The organism is Helicobacter aurati (assembly GCF_003364265.1).
Taxonomy (GTDB): Bacteria; Campylobacterota; Campylobacteria; order Campylobacterales; family Helicobacteraceae; genus Helicobacter_A; species Helicobacter_A aurati.
Map to the genome: position 1 here is coordinate 13,669 of NZ_NXLW01000007.1, position 19,263 is coordinate 32,931.

The following is a 19,263-nucleotide window of genomic DNA, read 5'->3' on the forward strand; positions in this document are numbered from 1 at the left end:
ATTATCTCCTTAAATAACATAATCATATTTTTCTTTAATAAGGGCGTAGAGAAAATCTTTAAGTTCCAAAAATTCCTTATCTCCCTCCCTGCATGTTTTCTGTGTAAATGGCAACTTAAGCTCATAGACAATACTTGTTTCACTCGCGCCATCTACATAGGGCTTAAGCACAATAATTCTATGTGCCAATCGCAATGCTTCATCAATGTCATGTGTGATAAAAAAAATAGCTTTTGCAAACTCAAAGTGAATCTGCGCTATCAAATCCTGCATAGCTCTCTTACTAAAAGCATCAAGCGCACTAAAAGGCTCATCCATTAGAATCACTTCACTTTCTAAAGCTAGCACTTGCGCAAGTTGCGCTCGCGAACGCATACCTCCGCTACATTCATAAGGATAAACATTTGCCTTATGCTCCAATCCCACAGAATGCAAGTAGTATTGTGATTTGTCTTGTATTTCTTGCTTGGATAAACCGCGCATCTTTAATGCAAAACCAACATTTTGATGAATCTTTAGCCAAGGATAAAGTGGCGGGTCTTGAAACATCACGCCAACTTGTGAATCTGGCTTATTATGTGGTTTATTAAACAATAAAATTTCCCCTTCACTCGGGACTAAAAAGCCTGCTATAAGATTCAATAGACTTGATTTCCCACAGCCAGAATCCCCCAAAACGGCAACAAACTCACCTTTTTGCAAAACAAAATCTACATGCCTTAACACCCATTTATTATGGTATTGCAGCCCAACATTATGCAAAGCAATCACTCTATTGCAAAACACATCATCGCTCGCATTGTTGCAATGAGATTTATCGCTTATTTGCTTTAAACTCTGCTTTAAAATGTCATTGGGTGCTTTGCTCATACCTGAATCCTTAGTGCTCTTATAATTATCTCCCTCTACTTGCCAAACAAACGGAGATTCTCTAATATTTAATGCTTGCAGCTTTGTATTCTGCAACGTTTTCCCTTGCGCTAACATGTTTTACTCCAAGAAGCTAGCATTAAGAAAGCGAGTGAATATTTGAGAATCTGGGAGAGTGCGAATAAGTTTTTGAGCGTATAAAAATTTGGCAAGAGATTGCAGATTATTTGCAAGATTGTTCGCGCTATTCCCAAACATATCGCTTTGTACTTCTTTGATTGATAAAGGTTTCGCTTTGACTTCGCTTAATTGTTCTTGCGCAATTCGTTCTGGGATTTTAAAGAATCTTGCAAGCACTTTCGCGGAATCTTGCGGTTCTTTTATCCGATATTCATAGGCGCGACCAACAGCTTTAATATAAGCACTGGCAATTTCTGGATAAGCCTCTAGGAACTCATTTCTTGCGGCTGTTATATCGCTCAAAATAATGCCTTTATCTGCCAAATCTTTATCGCTAAAGAGAATAGTTTTGTTCTTGAGATTGCTTAATGCTAAATCCCATACACAAGCAGCATTTATATCGCCTCTCTCCCATGCCGCAAAAATATCATTAGGGGAAAGATCTAGAAGCGTTACTTCTTTAGTGCTTATTTTATGAATATTTAAGATTTGTAAGAGAGCATAATGCGCGCTAGTGCCAAAACTTACAGCAATTTTTTGCCCTTTGAGTTCATTTATGTTGTTAAAAGTGCCCTTTCTAACAACCAACCCTTCACTCTCATGCGAAATAAAATCCACCCAAATAACCGAGATCGGAATCCCATTTAATGCACCAATCACAAAAGGTGTCGTGCCTAAGAATCCTAAATCAATACTCTTACTTGCAAAAGCATTATTAATATCGCGTCCGCTATCAAAATTGAGAATCACAGCGGTTGCGCCAAGCTTTGAAAACTCCTCTTGCACGAAGCCTTTTGCAATGGCTAGCGCATGACTGCTTGGGATACTTTGTGTGCCAATTCTTACTTGTAAGCCCTGTGTTCTTTGTGCTTTATTAGTGCTAGGATTACTAGGATTTTGCGCGGCAAGAAGACTATTAGCACCTACACTAAGGGCAAAAAAGCAAGCAAAAGCCGCAAGAAATGTAGATTGAAGAAAGGAAAGATAAGCTCTGTATTCTTTTATATTCTTTCGCATTTTAGTAATGCCACTTGCAACAATCACTTTCTTTACTACGATCGCTCTGACAAATTTCATAGATTTTTGCGTAAGGATTCTATGAATATGAGATGGTATTGCTGTGCGCAATACATCTAAAAATGTTCGATATTTCAACTTACCGTTTGTATCTCTGATACCTTGATTTTGCATAAAAATTCCTCCTTGTTTGCTGTCTGCGTGTAAATAACATGCGAGATAAATGAATAACTTTCTTATAAAATAGTTGTAAATCTTGTACTATTTGACAACACTTAACCCCACAACAACAGCATTGCAACATGACTAAAGATATATTGTTTCTTGTTTTAACTTGCATAATTTCTCCTTTTGTATGGATTCGATATTGGCTTTCCTGCCGTGTCTGTATATGCTTAGAGACGTATCTGTGATTTTGCTACATGCTTGTAAAACACAAAATAAGTTTCTAATCACAAATCTTACAGCTAATAATCTCTAATGTTTTAATTACACAATCTTCATAATAAAAACATTAAAAAATTACATATATTATTATTTATAAAAATAATAAATAATATATTACAATATTATAATTAAAAAAACTTATTATGTCAATACTTTTAATAATTTATAAGTTAAATATAAAAAAAGAGATTTGATAGACTAAAACAAAGAAGAATAAGCGTAAATTATGAGGATAGAAAGTTTGAGAACAATTTCGCGCATGGAATAACGAATGCAAGATTGTTAGCAATTAAAGAATGAGATTTCATGTGTTGAGAATAAAACGTGAATTAATAGTGGAGTTGGATTTGTGGAGTTTGCATTCGTAACAAGATTATAGAATCCAATCATTGCAGTGGTCCCGCGGCGGTTGCGAGAATGTAAATATAATGATACTCACTTATCCTTTTTCTTAAGGTCATCTAAATATTGTTGATAAAGTTGTATGTCTTTTTGCATTTTTGGAAGAGCTTGTAATTTAAAATTCTTAATATCATCCATTGCTCCCAAGATATTATCAAAGGCACTTTTAAGTTTATCCATATCAAGCATAGCATTACTTGCCCCCTCTTGAATCTGCTTGCCTTGTTCGCGTAACTTTTCACTTGTATGAGCTATGAGATTACTTGTTTGTGTATTAATATTTTGTACTGCGCTTAACACTCTTTGTTGCTGCTCTAAACCTTGTGCCGTAATAATAGCAACATTCAGCGCGTTGAGTGTTACTGCTTTTGTCCTATCTACGCTATTAGCGAGCTCTTTATTATTGTTAATCAATGTTTTAAGAGCAATTTCCCCTTGCTTGTGCACAAGAATTTGTTGCTGAAAATCCATAATCTGCTGTTTAAGAGGGAATAAAATGTTTTTTTGTATTTCCTCTCTGTTCTCAAGAGTAATTTGCAAAGGATCATTAGTGATAGTAGCTTGAATTTCTGGGGTTTGCGCACTTGTATCCTCAGAAACTACCAACGCGCTAGATTCCATGGAATCTTTAGGAAGTGAAGAGCTAGGAGCTATAAGCAAGCTAGAATCTGTTGTCGGAGAATCAAGCTGCTGTAATTGCGACTCTAAATAATGATTGGCTTCATTGGCTATTTCTAGTTTTTTACTAATAGCCTGCGCTAATTCAGCATTCTTGCTTGCTTCTATTTCGAGGGCTACGTTGTCCCTTAGCAATGTTTGCTTGCCTTCTTCTAACTTCTGCAAAATCTCATTAAGCAAAGATTGATTGCTTTGAAATTTCGAGAAATACTGCTTCATACTTTGCTGCGCTCTGCCAAACAACCTTTCAAAAAATGATGGCTTAAAATTATAAGGATTCATAGAATCAATACTTTCTTGTAAGGACTTTAAGGAATCAAAAACTACCTTATCCCTACCTTCAAGACTCGCAAGATTCCCTTGCACAGCTTCAGCAACTTGCATGCTTTGTGCCTTTTCTTTTGCTGCAAAATTATCAACAATATCACGACTGATTTTTCCGTGACTAAGACTATTTTGTAATTGCGTAATAATGGTATTTGACATATCCTACTCTCTACAAGAAATATCCTTATTCTATCATAAAATTACCCAAAAAATTTAAGGCACAGACATGCAAAAAATACAAGAGCTTTTAGATTCTCAATACGCAAGATTTAATGCAGAAGAATACTTACATGTTTATCCAGATCCTCTTTGCATTGTAAAAAACTTTAGCGCGCAACCTCTTATAAGCGAAATCGCTTTTATCTGCGCATGCTATTCCTATGGCAACGCAAAAGCAATTGTAAAGAATCTAACAAACATGCCACTACATTTATTTACTTCACAGCGACACGTTCATAAGGATATAGCTAAGACAAATGACTACCAACACAACAATAGCTATAATAAAGACACGGCGCAAGCATTAATTAAATCAATAGAATCTCTGCCACTATCAAACTTCCCTTATTACCGATTCCAAACACGTTTTGATACAAAAATATGCTTCCTAACACTTGCGCATAGTATCGAGTATGGGGGAATCTATGAATTATTTCTACAAGGCTATTTACAACAATACAATGTGCTAGAAGGTATTTTCTCTATCCAAAAAACACTTGAGAGAATCATTCTTGAGAAATTGCAAAACTCTTTGCAAGAATACTCTCTTACCTATCCCGCAACAAACTCTAGCCGCCAATTAGGATTCAAAGGAGATTCTAAGATATATCCTCGCTCGATACAATTTCTTTTCGGCAAGAAAGATTCTGATTCCGCCTTGAAACGTTATAACATGTTTTTACGTTGGATGGTTCGTAAAGACCGTATTGATTTAGGAATATGGGACAGAGTTTCTTGCAGCAATCTCCTGCTGCCTGTTGATACACATACATTTAGAATCTGTAAAAGAATCGGGTTATGTCAAACAAGAACAGCAAACCTTAAGGCTGTGTTAGAAATTACTAACCATTTGAGGAAATTTGATAGTAACGACCCTGTTAAATATGATTTTGCGCTTTATCGCATAGGGCAATTGAAAGATAATATACTTGATAAAGTGGCAATCAACGATTTATGGCGACTTTTGCGCAATAACTTGTAGCCGTAAAGTCGCATGTAATCCGTGCCCAAGTTTAATAGTCGCCTGAAATGCGCCTAATGATTTGATTTGAGGAATTTCAAAAGCTTTCTTGTCAATTGTGATTCTGTGTTGTTTAGAGAGTTCATTCGAAATCTCTTCTTTAGTCAGAGAACCAAAGAGATTATTGTTCGCGCCAATTTTCTTGGTGATTTGGAGTTCAATTCCTGCAAGGGTTTCTTGCATTTGTTTTGCTTTCGCGAGCTCTAGTGCTTCTAGCTCTGCCTTCTTTTTTTGCTCTGCATGATATTTATTAATCACTTCCTTAGTCGCTAACTTTGCCAATCCCTTAGCAATAAGAAAATTTTGCCCATAACCATCTTTGACGTCTTTTATTTCGCCTGCTTTACCTAATTTCGCAACATCTTGGACAAGCAATACTTGCATTTGACACCTCAACTATGAATTTGCTATGATTATAACCCTTAATTGTAACGAAAATAACAAAAAAGGATAGATTTGCAAGAGTTCTTAGGGTTTCATTTTGAAATACTCTCTAATCCTCGCAACAAAAACTCATATATAAAACTCACCCGTCAAGGGAATCTTATTTTTACCTATCCATTAAGATTCCACAATAAGCTAGAACATGCCAAGCAATACATAGTCGATAACCAAGAAGCTCTAAAAAAACACCATCAAAGATTACTCAAAAAGCAAGACGAGAAACAGAAAATACTACAAGAGTATCTTGCTCAATATCTCTTGAGATACCCCAACACGTTAAGAATTTTTGATACAACCTACGAAGTTTCGCATGTCAATATAGAATCTCTTTCGCAGATTCTCTATAACAAAAGTTACTCTTTACTGCATGAAATGGCAAATATCATGCGGCTTACTTTTGAAAGCTTACGCATTAGCTATGCAAAAAGCTATCTTGGGCAATGTCATGGTAGGCATATTAAAATTGATTATCGCAATGTACTTTGCCCTGAATATTTACTAAGATATTTGATTGTTCATGAGCTTTCGCATATACGTTTTCCTAATCACTCAAAAAGCTTCTGGGCTGAAGTGGCTACATACTACCCAAATTACAAAGCTGCGAGACAAGAAATTAAATCGCTTGCAACAAAAAACACTGAAGTCCTACAATACTATCATCTCCTGCCAAAAAAACTTCAGAATCATTCATAAGACAACCTATCACATGCCATATTCTGTTCTATAAGAAAAGAAAAAATGCTTTGCAAAGTAATAAAACACGGAATGTTTGTGGGATAAGAATCTTGTAATTTGTATTCTACATTTTCTAAAAGAGCACGAAAGTAAATTGTTGTATCGTTTTGCATATCACGTAACTGTCGCATAAAATACACACATCCAACAAGCACAAAAGGCATGTAGCAGATTCGAGAATCCAAAACCAATCTCTGCGCTTCTAGGCTAAGATTAGGCAATAACTCTACAATGTACTTGCAGCCATTACGTAGCAAACTTTGCATAATTTGTCGTGTTATAGGTGTTTTATGGGCAAGAAACGTTGCAAAAGCCGGAATCTCTTTAATGGCTTGCGGTTGTTGAACAAAATCACATTGACGTTCATGGGCATAAATCTCTAGCCAATTTTGCATAGTGCTATTCACGGATGTAGAATGAGTTTGCGCATAAATCGTCTCAAGCAATTCTATATCTAAGCCATTTGAATCATAAAGAACTCCCGTTGTATTACTTAAAGTGAGTGGTTTTGCATGAAGCAACTTTAATCCTTTAGCAAGCAATAAAGAATGTATACTATCCCCCGTAATAATACAGAACTTGCCCTCTAAATTCGCGCCACGTAATTCTAAGAATAACGAAGCACATTTCAACAAGTGATAATTCTCTCCAATAATATCAAATGGCTGCTCAAAATAAAAATGCCGAATGCAACGATAAAGCTTATAAGGGGAGTGCGCTACAATCTCGGTTTGCCGTGCATGCGCGCAAGAATCTCCTTCATGCAATATCACAAGAATACAAGCAGTATCAGCGGACTCTAGGCTCAAGAGCAAACTGATAGCATACTGCAATGCAAGGGTAGCAATCTCTTGTGGGGACGTCGTGTGACTCAATGCTTCCACGAGGAAATAATCACCTTGACCAAAAAATCCGAAAATATGACTTTGAGATTCCTGAAAAGACACGGTATTGTAGAAACAAGGAAGAAAATAATGCTTTTTCTGAAACAATAAAGAATCTTGCATAAAATATTTGCATAGCTCATCAGAAGAAATGGAATTTGTCTTAGAAAGATTCTGTAAGTTTTCAAAATGTTTCCAAGTACCCATATTACAACTCTCCATTTTGCAAAGTTTTTGCAAAAAAAATTGCATTTGAGAATCTAACAATACATTGTTATAACTATTCTCTATAAAATGCACTATGGATTGTGTAAAGATTGTGGGGATTGTATATGAATCTGATTGTGTGGGTACAGAATCATTCAATGAAAGATTACTTGGCATCTTAGCTCCTAAGCATTCTCACCTTTATTGAACAAACAAAGACACAAAATACTACAATGGGAACAAATAATTACAACCTAGATTCATATCTTCTTAACATATAAAGACGTTTAAGCATCTTTTTCTTAGCATTAATCTTTTGCTTCTTGCGTCTTTCTGTGGCAGATTCAAAGAAACGTCTTGAACGACATTCAGTAACGACTAAATTGCGATCGACTTGCTTTTTAAATCTTCTGTATGCGTCATCAAACGTTTCGTTTTCTTTTACCTTAATACCTGGCATGTTCCTCACCTACTTTCTTTCAAGATAATCAAAGTCTTAATTCTAGCACGAAAAATTCAAGTTATGCAAAATTCACCAATATTTTCAGCAGATTGTAAAACGGCTAAAATTGAAGTTCTATCACTCATTGCAACATAAAATTCTCTATTACTCTCACATACAAATTCTTAGCAGTAAAGATTACTATGAAGATGTTATACAATAGCTCGGCTAAGAATGCAAAATAATTAAAAGTTAGGGAAAGTCTAAAAATTAAACAAGATATTAAAAAGTTCTTGAATAAGTAGAAATTTTTCTATAAAATTTATAACGACAAAAGCTATTTGTTGTGCTAAAGGATAATGATTGACAATAAATTATAGAAAACTAAAAAATATTTGGAGATATAATGGCTACTATTGACGTTGTTATTAGAGCATTGAGAATCCTCAAAAAACATCAATATGGTAATTTTTATGAGGTTAGACATTATTTAGATAAAGCATTATCGCATTTATCATTTGACGCAAGACAACACGACATAGAGAAAGCAATTGAAAACCTCGATGACAGATTCTATGCAGCCAGTAAGGAGGATAAACAAATTGTTAAGGAGGCACTCACAGTATGTTTAAATGATTTGTTAAGAAAAAAATGAAACATTTATCTAACCACAGAATAGCCCGTTAATCAACGATGCTTAGACTTACTCTTCTTTGAGAAAAACAACAACTACAAACCATTCAAATCCAACATTACATTGATACGCACACATGCAAACAATAACACTTTCATAGAATCCACTCGCACAAGCTTGCAAAGCGCAACAATGATTCTATTAACAAAAACTAGCCCATTGCTCTACCAACACATAAATGAAGCTTGCTTAATTATGTAATTATTATGTGATTGAAATAGAATTTAACCTATTATTCAATATTTAAGTATTTTCATTTACTATTTATTCATAGAATAATGTATCTTTATAAATATTATTAATTTGTAAATTTTAACGAATAAATTGTTTCTGATTAAGAAGCGAAGGAATAGCATGAATCCCAAGCAAAATCACGAATATACATTAAATACTACTATTGATAAATCCTTAGTTTCCATATCCGTTGTTTGCGTTGTAATTATTGCAATGTGTATCTATTTGTTTCCAGAAACAACAAACAGATGGGCGAGCGTTGTTTTCGATTGGGTAACTAGCATGCTTGGATCTTCCATACAATTATTAATACTATTAGGGCTTATTTTGTGTCTTTACATTGCAATAAGTAAATATGGCAATATAAAAATGGGTAACCAAGAGCCAGAGTACAAAACCTTACCTTGGTTATTTATGTTTATTTGCGCAGGAATAGGTTCATCTATTTTTTATTGGGCAACTATTGAATGGGTATATTATTATCAATCGCCCGGATTAGGAATTGAGCCCAATTCAACAAAAGCCTTAGAAGCAACTGTGGCTTATTCATTCTTTCATTGGGGAATTGGTGCTTGGTCTACTTATGCGTTAGCTTCTATTGCTATGGCTTATCACTTTCATGTTCGCAAAAACAAAGGGTTATCATTGTCTGGAATGGTTGCTGCGATTTTCAAAATAGATTCTAGAGGTATTGTTGGTAAAATCATAGATATGGTTTTTCTTATGTCCTCTGTTGGCGCATTAACACTTTCTTTAGTTTTAAGCGTCATCATATTAAGCATTGGTGTCTCAACTCTCACAGACATTCCAGACAACTTTATAACACGAGCCATAATTACAATTATCTCTGCAACTATGTTTTGTCTAAGTACATACATAGGCATAGACAAGGGTATGCAATCTTTGAGCGCGGTAGTGGGTTATGGTTCTTTGCTGCTCGCTGCTATTGTCTTAGTTATTGGTCCCACGGAATTTATTCTCAATAATATTACTAATAGTGTCGGATTCACTTTTTCTCATTATTTCCAAATGTCTCTCTTTACCGATCCTTTTGGTAAAGGAGAATTCACTAAATCTTGGACAATCTATTATTGGTTATGGTGGATTTCATACACTCCTGCCGTCGCGTTATTTGTAGCCCGTGTATCAGCCGGTAGAAAAATCCGTGAAATTATCTGGGCATTCCTACTTGGCTCGACTACTGGTACTTGGTTTTTATTTGGAGTACTTGAAAGTTATAGCATTCATGAATTTTTAACGGGAACACTCAATGTCGTTGATATTGTCAATCAGAAAGGTGGTGAAGCGGGCTTAGTTGCTACATTTTTAAATTTACCATTAGGCAAAATGTTTCTTGCTATTTTGCTTTTTCTCATGGTTATTATGCTAGCTTCACACATGGACGCAGTGGCTTATGCTATGGCTGCCACTTCAACGCGCAATTTAGCAGAAGGGCAGGATCCAGGACGTAGCATGAAATTATTTTGGTGCGCTGTGCTAACGCTTATCCCGCTAGCAATTTTATACATTAATGCCCCGCTATCAACGCTTAAAACTTCCGTCGTACTCTCTGGATTGCCGTTTTTAGTAATTTTACTAATTATTCTATTTGGTTTCATAAGGTGGCTTTTAAGAGATTATGGTCGAGTTCCCCCGCATGTCATAGAAACCCATGCGGTGCATACCGAGCAAAATACATGCAAATAGCCATCTTTCGAATCAAATCATAAAGGAGATATTATGTCTAAGCCCATTCATCTACCAAAGGATTTCTGTAAAAGCGCAAAAGAAGCTTATACTCTACCTGCAGATTGCTACATTGATCCAAACGTTTTTTCACATGAGATAGAGACTATCTTCACAAAAGATTGGATATGTGTGGCTCATGCAAGTGAAGTGAATACTCCCAACCAATACATTACGCGTGAGATTCTTAATGAATCTGTGCTAATCATTCGAGGACGTGATAATATCTTGCGTGCTTTCTATAATGTATGCCCACACAGAGCACACAGAATTGTTGAAGGCGATGGCAGCGCAAGAAGTTTAACATGCCCCTATCATGCTTGGGCATTTAATCAAGATGGGACATTCGCAAGTGCGCGAAATTGCAATAATGTACATAACTTCAATAAACATGATGCCTGTTTGACACCAATTCAATGCGAGGAGTACGCTGGATTCATATTTATCAATTTAGATTCTAAATGCACAAAAACAGTGCAAGATCAATTGCCCGGACTCAAGGAATCTTTCGAACAAGCATTGCCAAATGCAGCAAATTATAAAAGAGTGGCACGATTTACAACAAGGACACCAGCAAATTGGAAGAATATTGTTGATAATTATATGGAATGTTACCATTGTGCTCCAGCACACCCCGGATTCGCTAATTCTGTACAAGTTGATAAATATTGGCATAAAATCTTTAAAAATTGGTCGTTGCAGTGGGGTGTAGCTATTCCTTCAGATAAATCTTTCCAATTCGAAGGGGAATCATCGTTTTCTGGATTTTGGCTATGGCCCTGCACGATGTGGAATGTTAATCCAGTTGGTATGCTGAATGTTATCTTTGAGTTTCCAATAGATTCTGAAACAACTCTACAAAACTACGATATTTTCTTGCCTAACGAAGATTTGACACAGCAACAAAAAGACCTTATTGAATGGTATAGAACCGTTTTTCGTCCAGAGGATTTACGTTTGGTTGAAAGTGTGCAAAAAGGCTTACACTCAAGAGGTTATAAAGGACAAGGGCGCATTATGGCAGATTACAATGATTCTGGCATATCAGAGCACGGCATTGCATTCTTTCATAATCTAGTTGCAGCACGATATTAGCCCATAAATAACTTGCTCCAAGCTCAAGATTTGCGATTCTTCAACTACATTGCTAGCATAGAAATAATGATGAGAAGATAAATTAGCAAGGGAGCAATACATAATCATGAAGCTATAAAACGTCATTCATCGCAAAAGATTCAAATAGAAAATACAAAACACAGAGCATTGATAATAAAACAAAAAGATTGCTCCCTAAGAATCAATTCATTTGTCATTGAAAACAAAACTTTGCTTTTTGAATAACTTCATAACTTAGTTTTTATTGATTTTATAGTCAAATAGGATAAGTTTTTGAGATTCCATTACCAACAAAACTAGAAAACAAACAGAATTTAACACAAGCAAAACCAAACACGATAGTAGAGCACGATAGCATCTAATCTTCAATCATTTTGATTTACATGAAACAATATCCCCTTGATATTGTGCCTCACAAGCTCTTTGATAATATGCTTTTGCCTCTTCTAAATCACCATCTCTACTAAATTCCTTACTTAATAACGCGCAAGCTTCAGCTGCAACGGTTTGCAATCGTATTTCTGTATGTAATGGGCAAGCTAAACGTAACAATTCTATGGCTTTATAATTATCTTTTGCTACTCCTAATCCTTCTTGATAACTTTGCGCTAATCCTAAGTAACTTAATGCGAAATGATCCATTTCATCATCTTGAAGAGAATCTTGCGCGCTCTCTTTATAAACACCCAACTGATAAATCATAATGGCACGTTGCAAGTTTTTCTCTACTCCTAATCCTTCTTGATACGCTTTAGCTAAGAAATAATAACTATTGGGAATGTGGTTTGCGTAGATATAACGATAGACTCCAAGCATATCGTCATATCGCTGCGTAACAAAGTATGCCTGTACTAATTTATCAAGTGCATTTTCCACAGGAATTGTCATAATAAAACCATATTCATACCCACGAAGTGCCTCTATAAACTTTGCATAATCTCTTTGTTGATAAGCAAGGTTAGCGAAGTTAGCACAAAAATCACCCGTATTATTGTTGTGGGAAATAATATCATACAATCTATCTTTGCTGATTCTACAAAGCCTTCCTTGTAAGTACATATTTTGCTTGAAGGTTGTTGCACGGAAATACTCTTGATATTCTTTATGGCTAGAAAGCCTAATAAGAGATGCGCAAGAGGAAGGCATATTGCTTTCACAAGAAGTAACGAGCATACCAAAGGCTTCCGCTGGAGTAAAACGTTTCTGCTGAGATTGCGTAAAAAGCAAATCATACATCAATAGTTGATAGCAAGCACTAGAATGTTCGTTAGAACGTTCTATGGTACATAACTGCTGCAATTCCTGCTGTTTTTCTTGTTTATATTGCTTATATTTTGTGCAAGCCTGTAAAGAGCCTTTCTGACATGCCTCATGATAATATTGAGCGGCTAAGGCGTAATTTTTGTAAGGATTAGGTTGAGTAGCTCGTTGAGCGCGCGAAGAAGTATCTGTATTATTAAACCCTTCTAATGAATAAATTGTCCCTAATTGATACAAAGAATCTAGCGCGCTTTTCCCTTGAAGCTTACTTGCTTTTTGGTTGTATGCAATAGCCAATAGAATATTAGGTAACGAATCTTCGCCCTGCGTTGCTTTTAAGAAATAACGATTAGCAACCTCTGCGCAACCTTTCGCGAAACTCGCGCCATTATCACAGGCATGTTGATACAGCTTCAACGCCGTTTCAGAATCTTTTTTATAGACTTGATACAACCTTGCCAATCTATCACATGCGTTAGGATTAAATGCGCATGAATATTCATAAAGCTGCATAGCCTTAGTAATATCTTGTTTAACAAATTCACCCGTCTCGTATCCATAAGCACTTTCATAGCAATACTCTGTATTTTCTGTATGAGAATCTGGTTTGGAATCTGATTCTTTTGCCTTTTGCTTTAATTCCCAATTACAAGCTCGCTGCATAAAATGCAAAGATCTTTCCTCATTTTGTTGCACCTTATCGCCTACTTTATATCTTCTAGCTAGATCTGCGCAAGCTTCAATGACACCGCCCTTGCACGCACGTTGACTTAAAGCAACAAGCTTTTTTGTATTGTCAAATATAGGTAAATATCGCAATTTGTAGCAGCTCGATATATTTCCGCCCTCACAAGCAAGTGAATAAAACTCTGGTCTGTTGCTTTGAACCTTTGCACACGCTTGCATATCGTTTTGCATAAGACATGCTCGCGCGAAAGGAATTGTAAAAAGAATATTCTCACACGTTTGAGATTCTAAGTTGCAAGCTTTTTGTAGAAAAAGTGCTGATTTGAGAAAATCCATTTCTGTTTCATTGTCTTTGGGCTTGTTGTTTTGTTGGTCGTTATTGGCATGAACATTTTTGAATCTAGGAATAGAGAAATGTTGCGTATAATACAAACTCGCACGTAAGCAAGACAGAAAATCTCCTTCATTGCATTGCATGATAATAGTAGAAATCTCGCTATTAATCATCTTTAAATAATCTGGATATTGATTAAAAATGATGCAAGCAGTCGTATCGTTAAATAAACATTCTTTCATAAACGAATCTAATACGGATTCTATTAAACGTTGTGCTTTATGGCGATTGAGTGGCACAGCTATGCCTTTTTCATAAAAATAACTCAACGCGATACATGCTTGCATGTCTTTTTGTGCTCGCACATAACAAGCAGATTCCATAAGCGGGACAGCTTTTTCTTGATATTTCAATGCCTCTTTCGCATCGGTTGGAATACCTAGTGCCCTTAATCCTTTCACAGAAATGGTAAACTCATGTTGAGATTGTTGTAAGCTAGTTAATATAGATTGGTTTATAGGATCTGCATCTGGCAATGGCTGTAAATTCTGTGTATTGTAATTATAAATTGGATTAGGATTATACATTTCAGCCAATGCTAGGCAAGCTTTATATTCCTTTTGACAAGCACGTTGAAGATTCGCAACAATGTATTTGTGATATTTATGAGAATCTTTCCCCAATACAATACAAGACGTAACATATCCTTTGGAACATTTATCAACTTGCATATTTTTATCAGTCGAATCTGCATACAAAATCATCATAAAACAAGCAAATATCAACGTGGTAATGACAAAATAATCTCTTATTGTCGTACATCTTGCGTGCATAATCATTCCTTACTCAAAATAGAATCTAAAACTTTGTTATAACAAAATCTCTTGTGTCTCTGACAAGCAAGACTAAAATATTCGTATGCTTTCATCTTATCTTGGGATACATTGTCTCCCCTTGCATAAGCGTTTGCCAGCCTTGCGCAATCTGTGCGAGCAGCATACGGAGTTTGTAATGACTTTTTACAAGAGATTAGCAAAGCGGGAATTTGACTAGTGTTTACATTGTAAAATATAAGTTTAAAATTCTCAAGCGTTTGACAAGTTGAATTATTCAGAGAATCCTCCGCTTGAGCATTGCAAAAATTATCCAATACATTCAAAATCTGCGCATATACGGGCTGATATTGCTCTGTTGATTCTTTATTAATTAATGTTTGTTTGTGTTGCAAGAGAAATTTAGCAAGCGTTTCACATGATTCAATATCCTCTAAATCACATGCTTCTTTATAAGCTAAGAAAGCACTATTCCAAGTAGGCTGCATAGTAGCAAGAAGTATGCTATCGGAATCTAAAGGGTAGTATTGCTGAAGAGCTAGACAAGATTCTAAAATGCGATTTTGACAAGCCATAAGCAGAGTCTTGTTGCCTTTTTGTATATCGGGCAATGTTTTATAGCCCTGCATAAAACTTAAACCAAGAAAATAGCAAGCTTGATAATCTTTCTGTTTGCATTGTTTATGCCATACGAGAAAATCACCATCTAGTGAAGAGACTGTTGTGAATTTCAGAGAATCTTGTGCGCATACATATATTGGCAGCACACAACAAAACAAGAGTAGTAATCTCTTTAACCACATAATATATCCTTAATTATTAATTCGATCCTAACTCAAACAAGCATTGACATTTGAATTTCAATAAGTAAATCTTTATGAATAGAGAGGACTCTTTAACCAAAGTAAAATAACTATCTGATTATAACGAGATTCTAGCAATTCTTGAAAGCACACGGGTTAGGATATTCAAATCAACAGCACGTAAAAATAATGAAAAATACTAAACTATGATTTGAATCTTAAGTTTATCATAGATTCTACAAAGGTCGAGATACTAAAGCCCGCTTATTGAATATGCTTATGTATCAAGAAATCTCATATCACAAAAGCTATTCACATGCAGATTGCTAAAAGCGTTTTTAAGAGATTTAAATAAGAGAGGGTTTTGCGATTCTAACTGCTGCAATAATTGTTTGCTCTCACTTCTAGCGTGTGGCCTTTTGTCTTCGGGTAGCCAATTAATCGGGCAATTACAATCAGGAGCAATGTATATCCGATTACTTGCAATAAAGTCAATAATTTGCCGCTCCCTTACAAAAATCAAAGGACGTATAACTCCTAGTCCATTGGCTGCCCTATAATAAGGTGGCATTGAACGTAAAGAGCCATTATAAGTAAGATTCATAAGGAAACTTTCAGCCGCATCATCTAAATGATGTCCGAGCGCGACTTTATTAAAGCCCCTTTGTAGTGCAATGTTATAAAGCTCTCCTCGTCTCATTCTTGAGCAAAATGAACAATAAATGCTCCCTTCTTTTTTGTGATTTTCTAAAATCTTAAAGATTTCCGTACGATTAAGCTCATAAGGGATTCCCATTTTTTCACAATATTCAAAAATATACTCATATTCTCCACCTCTACCATAATCCACAGTCATAGCTAGAAACTCAAAATCAAACGGGGCATGCTGTCTGATATGGGCTAACAAAGTCGCAAGCAGTAGAGAATCTTTCCCTCCACTCAAGCCTAATAAGATTCTATCTCCTTCATTAATGAGCTTATAAGCAGCATTTGTTCTGCCAGTGATACTTAAGATTTTTTTGCTAATAGTTGGTTTAGAATCTACCAAATCTGTGGATTGTCTCGTGTCTGAAAGAATAGCTTGCTGCATAAAACTCCTAATACCCAAAATAGAATCGAAGTGTAGCAAAGAAATAATTCTGTTGCAATACAGGCAATCAAGGAAATGCTCTCCCTCTACATTCAACAGAAACAAGATTCTATATAATGTTGGTATTAATTAAAAAGGAAAAAGATGCAAGAACAAATATTCTTTAACAAAACCTTACGAAATATCAGCAAAATTAGTACGCATTGGATTCCATTTACACCCTATCGTCATAGAATCAGGGACGGACTTTTTGAGAAAATGAATGCGGCTTTTAATAGATTATTGCTCTCTCAATATCGGAAACAATATCAAGAAGAATTAATATGTGTGGATATGGCGATTAGCTTAGGCGACGCATGTCAAGCTGCGCATTATTTGCAAAAATTCGGATTACGCGAGTTTGCTTCGCCCTTTGATTGGATGATGTGCTATACGCTTAAAGATATACAGAATCTTTTTGCCAATGACTTTGAAGGATTCTTTGCAGACATTCAAGAAAAAGAGGATTGGGAAAGTGAGAATGGATGCAGATATATTACGGACTTACGTAATGGTATGGTATCTATTCACGCATTCAAGCAAGCTCAAAGCATTCAATCGCAATATTCGTTTTTTATACAGACAATGCAACGTCGATTTGCTAACCTCAAATCGCATATTTTTCAATCACAGCATATTTTGTTTGTTACCACTCGACCCAGCGATAAGGAATCCTGTGAAGAATTTTTATATTTTATGCAGAGCTATCATAATGCAAACTATACGATTCTTAATATTGCAAAAATGCAAGGAGAAAATGTACTTTCCCCTGCCCAAAAGAAAATTACAAAACTGAATGCAAAACTTAGCATTATTGATTATTCCTTTGTTGATACTTATCCTAACTCTGTACTTTTACAATCAAATAACACAGCTAAAACTACGGGGGGGGCAACACCCTTCAATTAACAATACAGAATCTTCTCTCAAGCAAAATTCTAAATCCCTCCAATGTGCAACTCAAACAAACAGCATAAACCACAAAGACTATCAAGATATTATCATTAAACACACAAAGCAAACGTCTAGAATCTATTTAAAAATCCCGATTATACGTATTCCATTGTGCAAGATTCATTATGCCTTTTATTTGCGACTAGATTCTCTGTATAATGCACATGGAGAATGGGTCGGGAATTTCATACAATGGAGCAAGATTATGCTCTTAATTGTTCCTCAAAAGCGCGCGAAATTCAAAGATATTTCTTCACACGACAAAGACTCTTTAAGCGATTCATATAGAATCCAAACTACCAAAAAAGAAAGTAAAACACCGATGATGTTTGATGATGAATTCTTGCAGGAAAATAAGCAGTAAACAAGTAAAATGCAGCAAAAACGAATTTAACAAAATAAGTTATAATCTCTTTACAATAATTATGAATCAAACCACGAATCAAACATAACACATAAAATAAACCGAATATTTATCATACTCAAACACGTTAAGGATGAATTATGTCATTAGCCATGAAACAATCACGGAAATCATACACTGTGGGCATTGTTGGTGCAAGCGGTGCAGTGGGAGAAGAGCTGTTACTCATCTTAGAGGAGAGAAGCTTCCCAATTAAAAAATTAATTTTGCTAGCAAGCCAAAGAAGTGTGGGCAAGGAAATGGAATTTTGTGGTAGAAAGTATCCTATTTTAGAGACTACTCCAGAAGTTTTTGCACGCGAAAATATCGAAATAGCTTTCTTTAGCGCGGGCTCTAATATTAGCAAGCAATATGCACAACATGCTGTCGATAGTGGAGCTTTGGTGATTGACAATACGAGTTTTTTTCGGATGCAAGAAGATATTCCTTTAGTTGTACCAGAAGTTAATCCGTATGATATTGTCAAAAATGCCAAAATCATTGCAAACCCAAACTGCTCAACAATACAAATGGTGCACGTGCTAGCTCCTTTGCATAAAGAATTTGGAATTGAACGCGTAGATGTAAGCACATATCAGGCGGTAAGTGGTGCCGGGAAAAGAGGTATGGAGGAACTTATCACACAGATGCAGAAATTCTTTGCTTTTGATCTCAATTCTGTAGAATCTGAAGTCTTTCAACACAGAATCGCACTGAATTTGATTCCGCACATTGACGTTTTTTTAGACAATGATTACACAAAAGAAGAAATGAAAATGCTCAATGAGAGTCAAAAGATTATGCACGCTAACTTCCAATTATCTGCTACTTGTGTGCGAGTACCAATTTTAAGAAGTCATAGTGAAGCAATTACTATTCGTTTCAAGAAAAAAGTTAGTGCTGATAGTGCGAGAGACATTTTAAGAAATGCAGAAAATGTGGTAGTAATAGATTCCCCAAATGAGAATTGTTATCCTATGCCAATTACGGCAACTAATACTGATAGCACATTTGTGGGACGTATTCGTGAAGATAATTTTGACAAAAGGATTCTACATCTATTTTGTGTAGCCGACCAAGTACGTGTTGGTGCTGCGACAAACGCTGTACGTATAGCCGAAAAGTGGATACAGCTTTAATATTTGTGTCATTATGAATAAAAGAAAAAATAGCTTTTTTGTTAAGTTAGTCGATACA

Annotated in this window: 17 protein-coding genes; 8 read left to right on the top strand and 9 right to left on the bottom strand. The window is 35.6% G+C overall.

Features of this window, described 5'->3' with window-relative positions:
• Positions 1-9: 9 nt before the first annotated feature.
• The 3 genes from CQA66_RS04770 to CQA66_RS04780 all read right to left on the bottom strand — a co-directional run bounded on the left by CQA66_RS04770 (position 10) and on the right by CQA66_RS04780 (position 4,080).
• Positions 10-987 carry an ABC transporter ATP-binding protein gene (locus tag CQA66_RS04770; RefSeq protein WP_104762842.1) on the bottom strand — a complete coding sequence of 326 codons (978 nt, stop codon included), beginning with the start codon at positions 985-987 and terminating at the stop codon, positions 10-12.
• A gap of 3 nt (positions 988-990) precedes the next feature.
• Positions 991-2,241: a taurine ABC transporter substrate-binding protein gene (locus CQA66_RS04775; RefSeq protein WP_104762841.1), complete on the bottom strand. Its 1,251-nt coding sequence runs from the start codon at positions 2,239-2,241 to the stop codon at positions 991-993.
• Between the two features lie 708 nt (positions 2,242-2,949).
• The gene (locus CQA66_RS04780; protein WP_104762840.1) at positions 2,950-4,080 is read right to left on the bottom strand and encodes a toxic anion resistance protein; all 1,131 of its coding nucleotides are present in this window, start codon (positions 4,078-4,080) and stop codon (positions 2,950-2,952) included.
• Between the two features lie 67 nt (positions 4,081-4,147).
• Here CQA66_RS04780 and CQA66_RS04785 point away from each other — a divergent pair, with 67 nt between their 5' ends.
• Positions 4,148-5,122: a TIGR02757 family protein gene (locus CQA66_RS04785; protein WP_104762839.1), complete on the top strand. Its 975-nt coding sequence runs from the start codon at positions 4,148-4,150 to the stop codon at positions 5,120-5,122.
• Here the strand turns inward: CQA66_RS04785 and rplI are convergent.
• Positions 5,093-5,545 (bottom strand): 50S ribosomal protein L9, encoded by a 453-nt coding sequence (gene rplI / locus CQA66_RS04790; RefSeq protein WP_104762838.1) that lies wholly within the window; start codon positions 5,543-5,545, stop codon positions 5,093-5,095. The two genes, CQA66_RS04785 and rplI, sit on opposite strands and share 30 nt — an antisense overlap.
• A 72-nt stretch (positions 5,546-5,617) precedes the next feature.
• Here rplI and CQA66_RS04795 point away from each other — a divergent pair, with 72 nt between their 5' ends.
• Positions 5,618-6,298 (top strand): M48 family metallopeptidase, encoded by a 681-nt coding sequence (locus CQA66_RS04795; protein WP_104762837.1) that lies wholly within the window; start codon positions 5,618-5,620, stop codon positions 6,296-6,298.
• Here CQA66_RS04795 and CQA66_RS04800 read toward each other — a convergent pair.
• Positions 6,289-7,608 (bottom strand): hypothetical protein, encoded by a 1,320-nt coding sequence (locus CQA66_RS04800; RefSeq protein WP_104762836.1) that lies wholly within the window; start codon positions 7,606-7,608, stop codon positions 6,289-6,291. The genes CQA66_RS04795 and CQA66_RS04800 overlap by 10 nt on opposite strands.
• A gap of 70 nt (positions 7,609-7,678) precedes the next feature.
• Positions 7,679-7,891, bottom strand: coding sequence for a 30S ribosomal protein S21 (gene rpsU, locus CQA66_RS04805; RefSeq protein ID WP_104762835.1), 213 nt, complete (start codon positions 7,889-7,891; stop codon positions 7,679-7,681).
• Between the two features lie 388 nt (positions 7,892-8,279).
• On the opposite strand from rpsU, the gene CQA66_RS04810 reads away from it, so the two are divergent.
• The 3 genes from CQA66_RS04810 (at position 8,280) to CQA66_RS04820 (ending at position 11,642) form a co-directional block, all read left to right on the top strand.
• Positions 8,280-8,528: a hypothetical protein gene (locus CQA66_RS04810; RefSeq protein ID WP_104762834.1), complete on the top strand. Its 249-nt coding sequence runs from the start codon at positions 8,280-8,282 to the stop codon at positions 8,526-8,528.
• A gap of 393 nt (positions 8,529-8,921) precedes the next feature.
• Complete coding sequence (locus CQA66_RS04815) at positions 8,922-10,508, top strand: BCCT family transporter (protein WP_104762833.1); 1,587 nt, start codon at positions 8,922-8,924, stop codon at positions 10,506-10,508.
• A 33-nt stretch (positions 10,509-10,541) separates the two neighbouring features.
• On the top strand, positions 10,542-11,642 hold the full coding sequence (locus tag CQA66_RS04820; protein WP_104762832.1) for an aromatic ring-hydroxylating oxygenase subunit alpha: 1,101 nt from the start codon (positions 10,542-10,544) through the stop codon (positions 11,640-11,642).
• Between the two features lie 390 nt (positions 11,643-12,032).
• Here the strand turns inward: CQA66_RS04820 and CQA66_RS04825 are convergent, their stop codons facing one another.
• The 3 genes from CQA66_RS04825 to CQA66_RS04835 all read right to left on the bottom strand — a co-directional run bounded on the left by CQA66_RS04825 (position 12,033) and on the right by CQA66_RS04835 (position 16,670).
• Positions 12,033-14,777: a tetratricopeptide repeat protein gene (locus CQA66_RS04825; RefSeq protein ID WP_104762831.1), complete on the bottom strand. Its 2,745-nt coding sequence runs from the start codon at positions 14,775-14,777 to the stop codon at positions 12,033-12,035.
• Between the two features lie 2 nt (positions 14,778-14,779).
• Positions 14,780-15,580, bottom strand: a complete 801-nt coding sequence (locus tag CQA66_RS04830) for an SEL1-like repeat protein (RefSeq protein ID WP_104762830.1) — start codon at positions 15,578-15,580, stop codon at positions 14,780-14,782.
• 277 nt (positions 15,581-15,857) lie between these two features.
• Positions 15,858-16,670 carry a tRNA 2-thiocytidine biosynthesis TtcA family protein gene (locus CQA66_RS04835; protein ID WP_104762829.1) on the bottom strand — a complete coding sequence of 271 codons (813 nt, stop codon included), beginning with the start codon at positions 16,668-16,670 and terminating at the stop codon, positions 15,858-15,860.
• A 144-nt stretch (positions 16,671-16,814) separates the two neighbouring features.
• Here CQA66_RS04835 and CQA66_RS04840 point away from each other — a divergent pair, with 144 nt between their 5' ends.
• The 3 genes from CQA66_RS04840 to CQA66_RS04845 all read left to right on the top strand — a co-directional run bounded on the left by CQA66_RS04840 (position 16,815) and on the right by CQA66_RS04845 (position 19,205).
• On the top strand, positions 16,815-17,618 hold the full coding sequence (locus tag CQA66_RS04840) for a DUF1796 family putative cysteine peptidase (protein ID WP_104762828.1): 804 nt from the start codon (positions 16,815-16,817) through the stop codon (positions 17,616-17,618).
• A 154-nt stretch (positions 17,619-17,772) separates the two neighbouring features.
• Positions 17,773-18,027, top strand: a complete 255-nt coding sequence (locus CQA66_RS09140) for a hypothetical protein (RefSeq protein ID WP_147289206.1) — start codon at positions 17,773-17,775, stop codon at positions 18,025-18,027.
• Between the two features lie 140 nt (positions 18,028-18,167).
• Positions 18,168-19,205, top strand: coding sequence for an aspartate-semialdehyde dehydrogenase (locus tag CQA66_RS04845; RefSeq protein ID WP_233707709.1), 1,038 nt, complete (start codon positions 18,168-18,170; stop codon positions 19,203-19,205).
• The last annotated feature ends 58 nt before the right edge of the window (positions 19,206-19,263 follow it).

What these genes read in the sequence shown, in the direction of transcription:
- CQA66_RS04770 (WP_104762842.1), bottom strand. Translation starts at nt 987, where the DNA reads ATGTTAGCGCAAGGGAAAACGTTGCAGAATACAAAGCTGCAAGCATTA.
- CQA66_RS04775 (WP_104762841.1), bottom strand. Translation starts at nt 2,241, where the DNA reads ATGCAAAATCAAGGTATCAGAGATACAAACGGTAAGTTGAAATATCGA.
- CQA66_RS04780 (WP_104762840.1), bottom strand. Translation starts at nt 4,080, where the DNA reads ATGTCAAATACCATTATTACGCAATTACAAAATAGTCTTAGTCACGGA.
- CQA66_RS04785 (WP_104762839.1), top strand. Translation starts at nt 4,148, where the DNA reads ATGCAAAAAATACAAGAGCTTTTAGATTCTCAATACGCAAGATTTAAT.
- rplI (WP_104762838.1), bottom strand. Translation starts at nt 5,545, where the DNA reads ATGCAAGTATTGCTTGTCCAAGATGTTGCGAAATTAGGTAAAGCAGGC.
- CQA66_RS04800 (WP_104762836.1), bottom strand. Translation starts at nt 7,608, where the DNA reads ATGCCAAGTAATCTTTCATTGAATGATTCTGTACCCACACAATCAGAT.
- rpsU (WP_104762835.1), bottom strand. Translation starts at nt 7,891, where the DNA reads ATGCCAGGTATTAAGGTAAAAGAAAACGAAACGTTTGATGACGCATAC.
- CQA66_RS04810 (WP_104762834.1), top strand. Translation starts at nt 8,280, where the DNA reads ATGGCTACTATTGACGTTGTTATTAGAGCATTGAGAATCCTCAAAAAA.
- CQA66_RS04815 (WP_104762833.1), top strand. Translation starts at nt 8,922, where the DNA reads ATGAATCCCAAGCAAAATCACGAATATACATTAAATACTACTATTGAT.
- CQA66_RS04820 (WP_104762832.1), top strand. Translation starts at nt 10,542, where the DNA reads ATGTCTAAGCCCATTCATCTACCAAAGGATTTCTGTAAAAGCGCAAAA.
- CQA66_RS04825 (WP_104762831.1), bottom strand. Translation starts at nt 14,777, where the DNA reads ATGCACGCAAGATGTACGACAATAAGAGATTATTTTGTCATTACCACG.
- CQA66_RS04830 (WP_104762830.1), bottom strand. Translation starts at nt 15,580, where the DNA reads ATGTGGTTAAAGAGATTACTACTCTTGTTTTGTTGTGTGCTGCCAATA.
- CQA66_RS04835 (WP_104762829.1), bottom strand. Translation starts at nt 16,670, where the DNA reads ATGCAGCAAGCTATTCTTTCAGACACGAGACAATCCACAGATTTGGTA.
- CQA66_RS04840 (WP_104762828.1), top strand. Translation starts at nt 16,815, where the DNA reads ATGCAAGAACAAATATTCTTTAACAAAACCTTACGAAATATCAGCAAA.
- CQA66_RS04845 (WP_233707709.1), top strand. Translation starts at nt 18,168, where the DNA reads ATGTCATTAGCCATGAAACAATCACGGAAATCATACACTGTGGGCATT.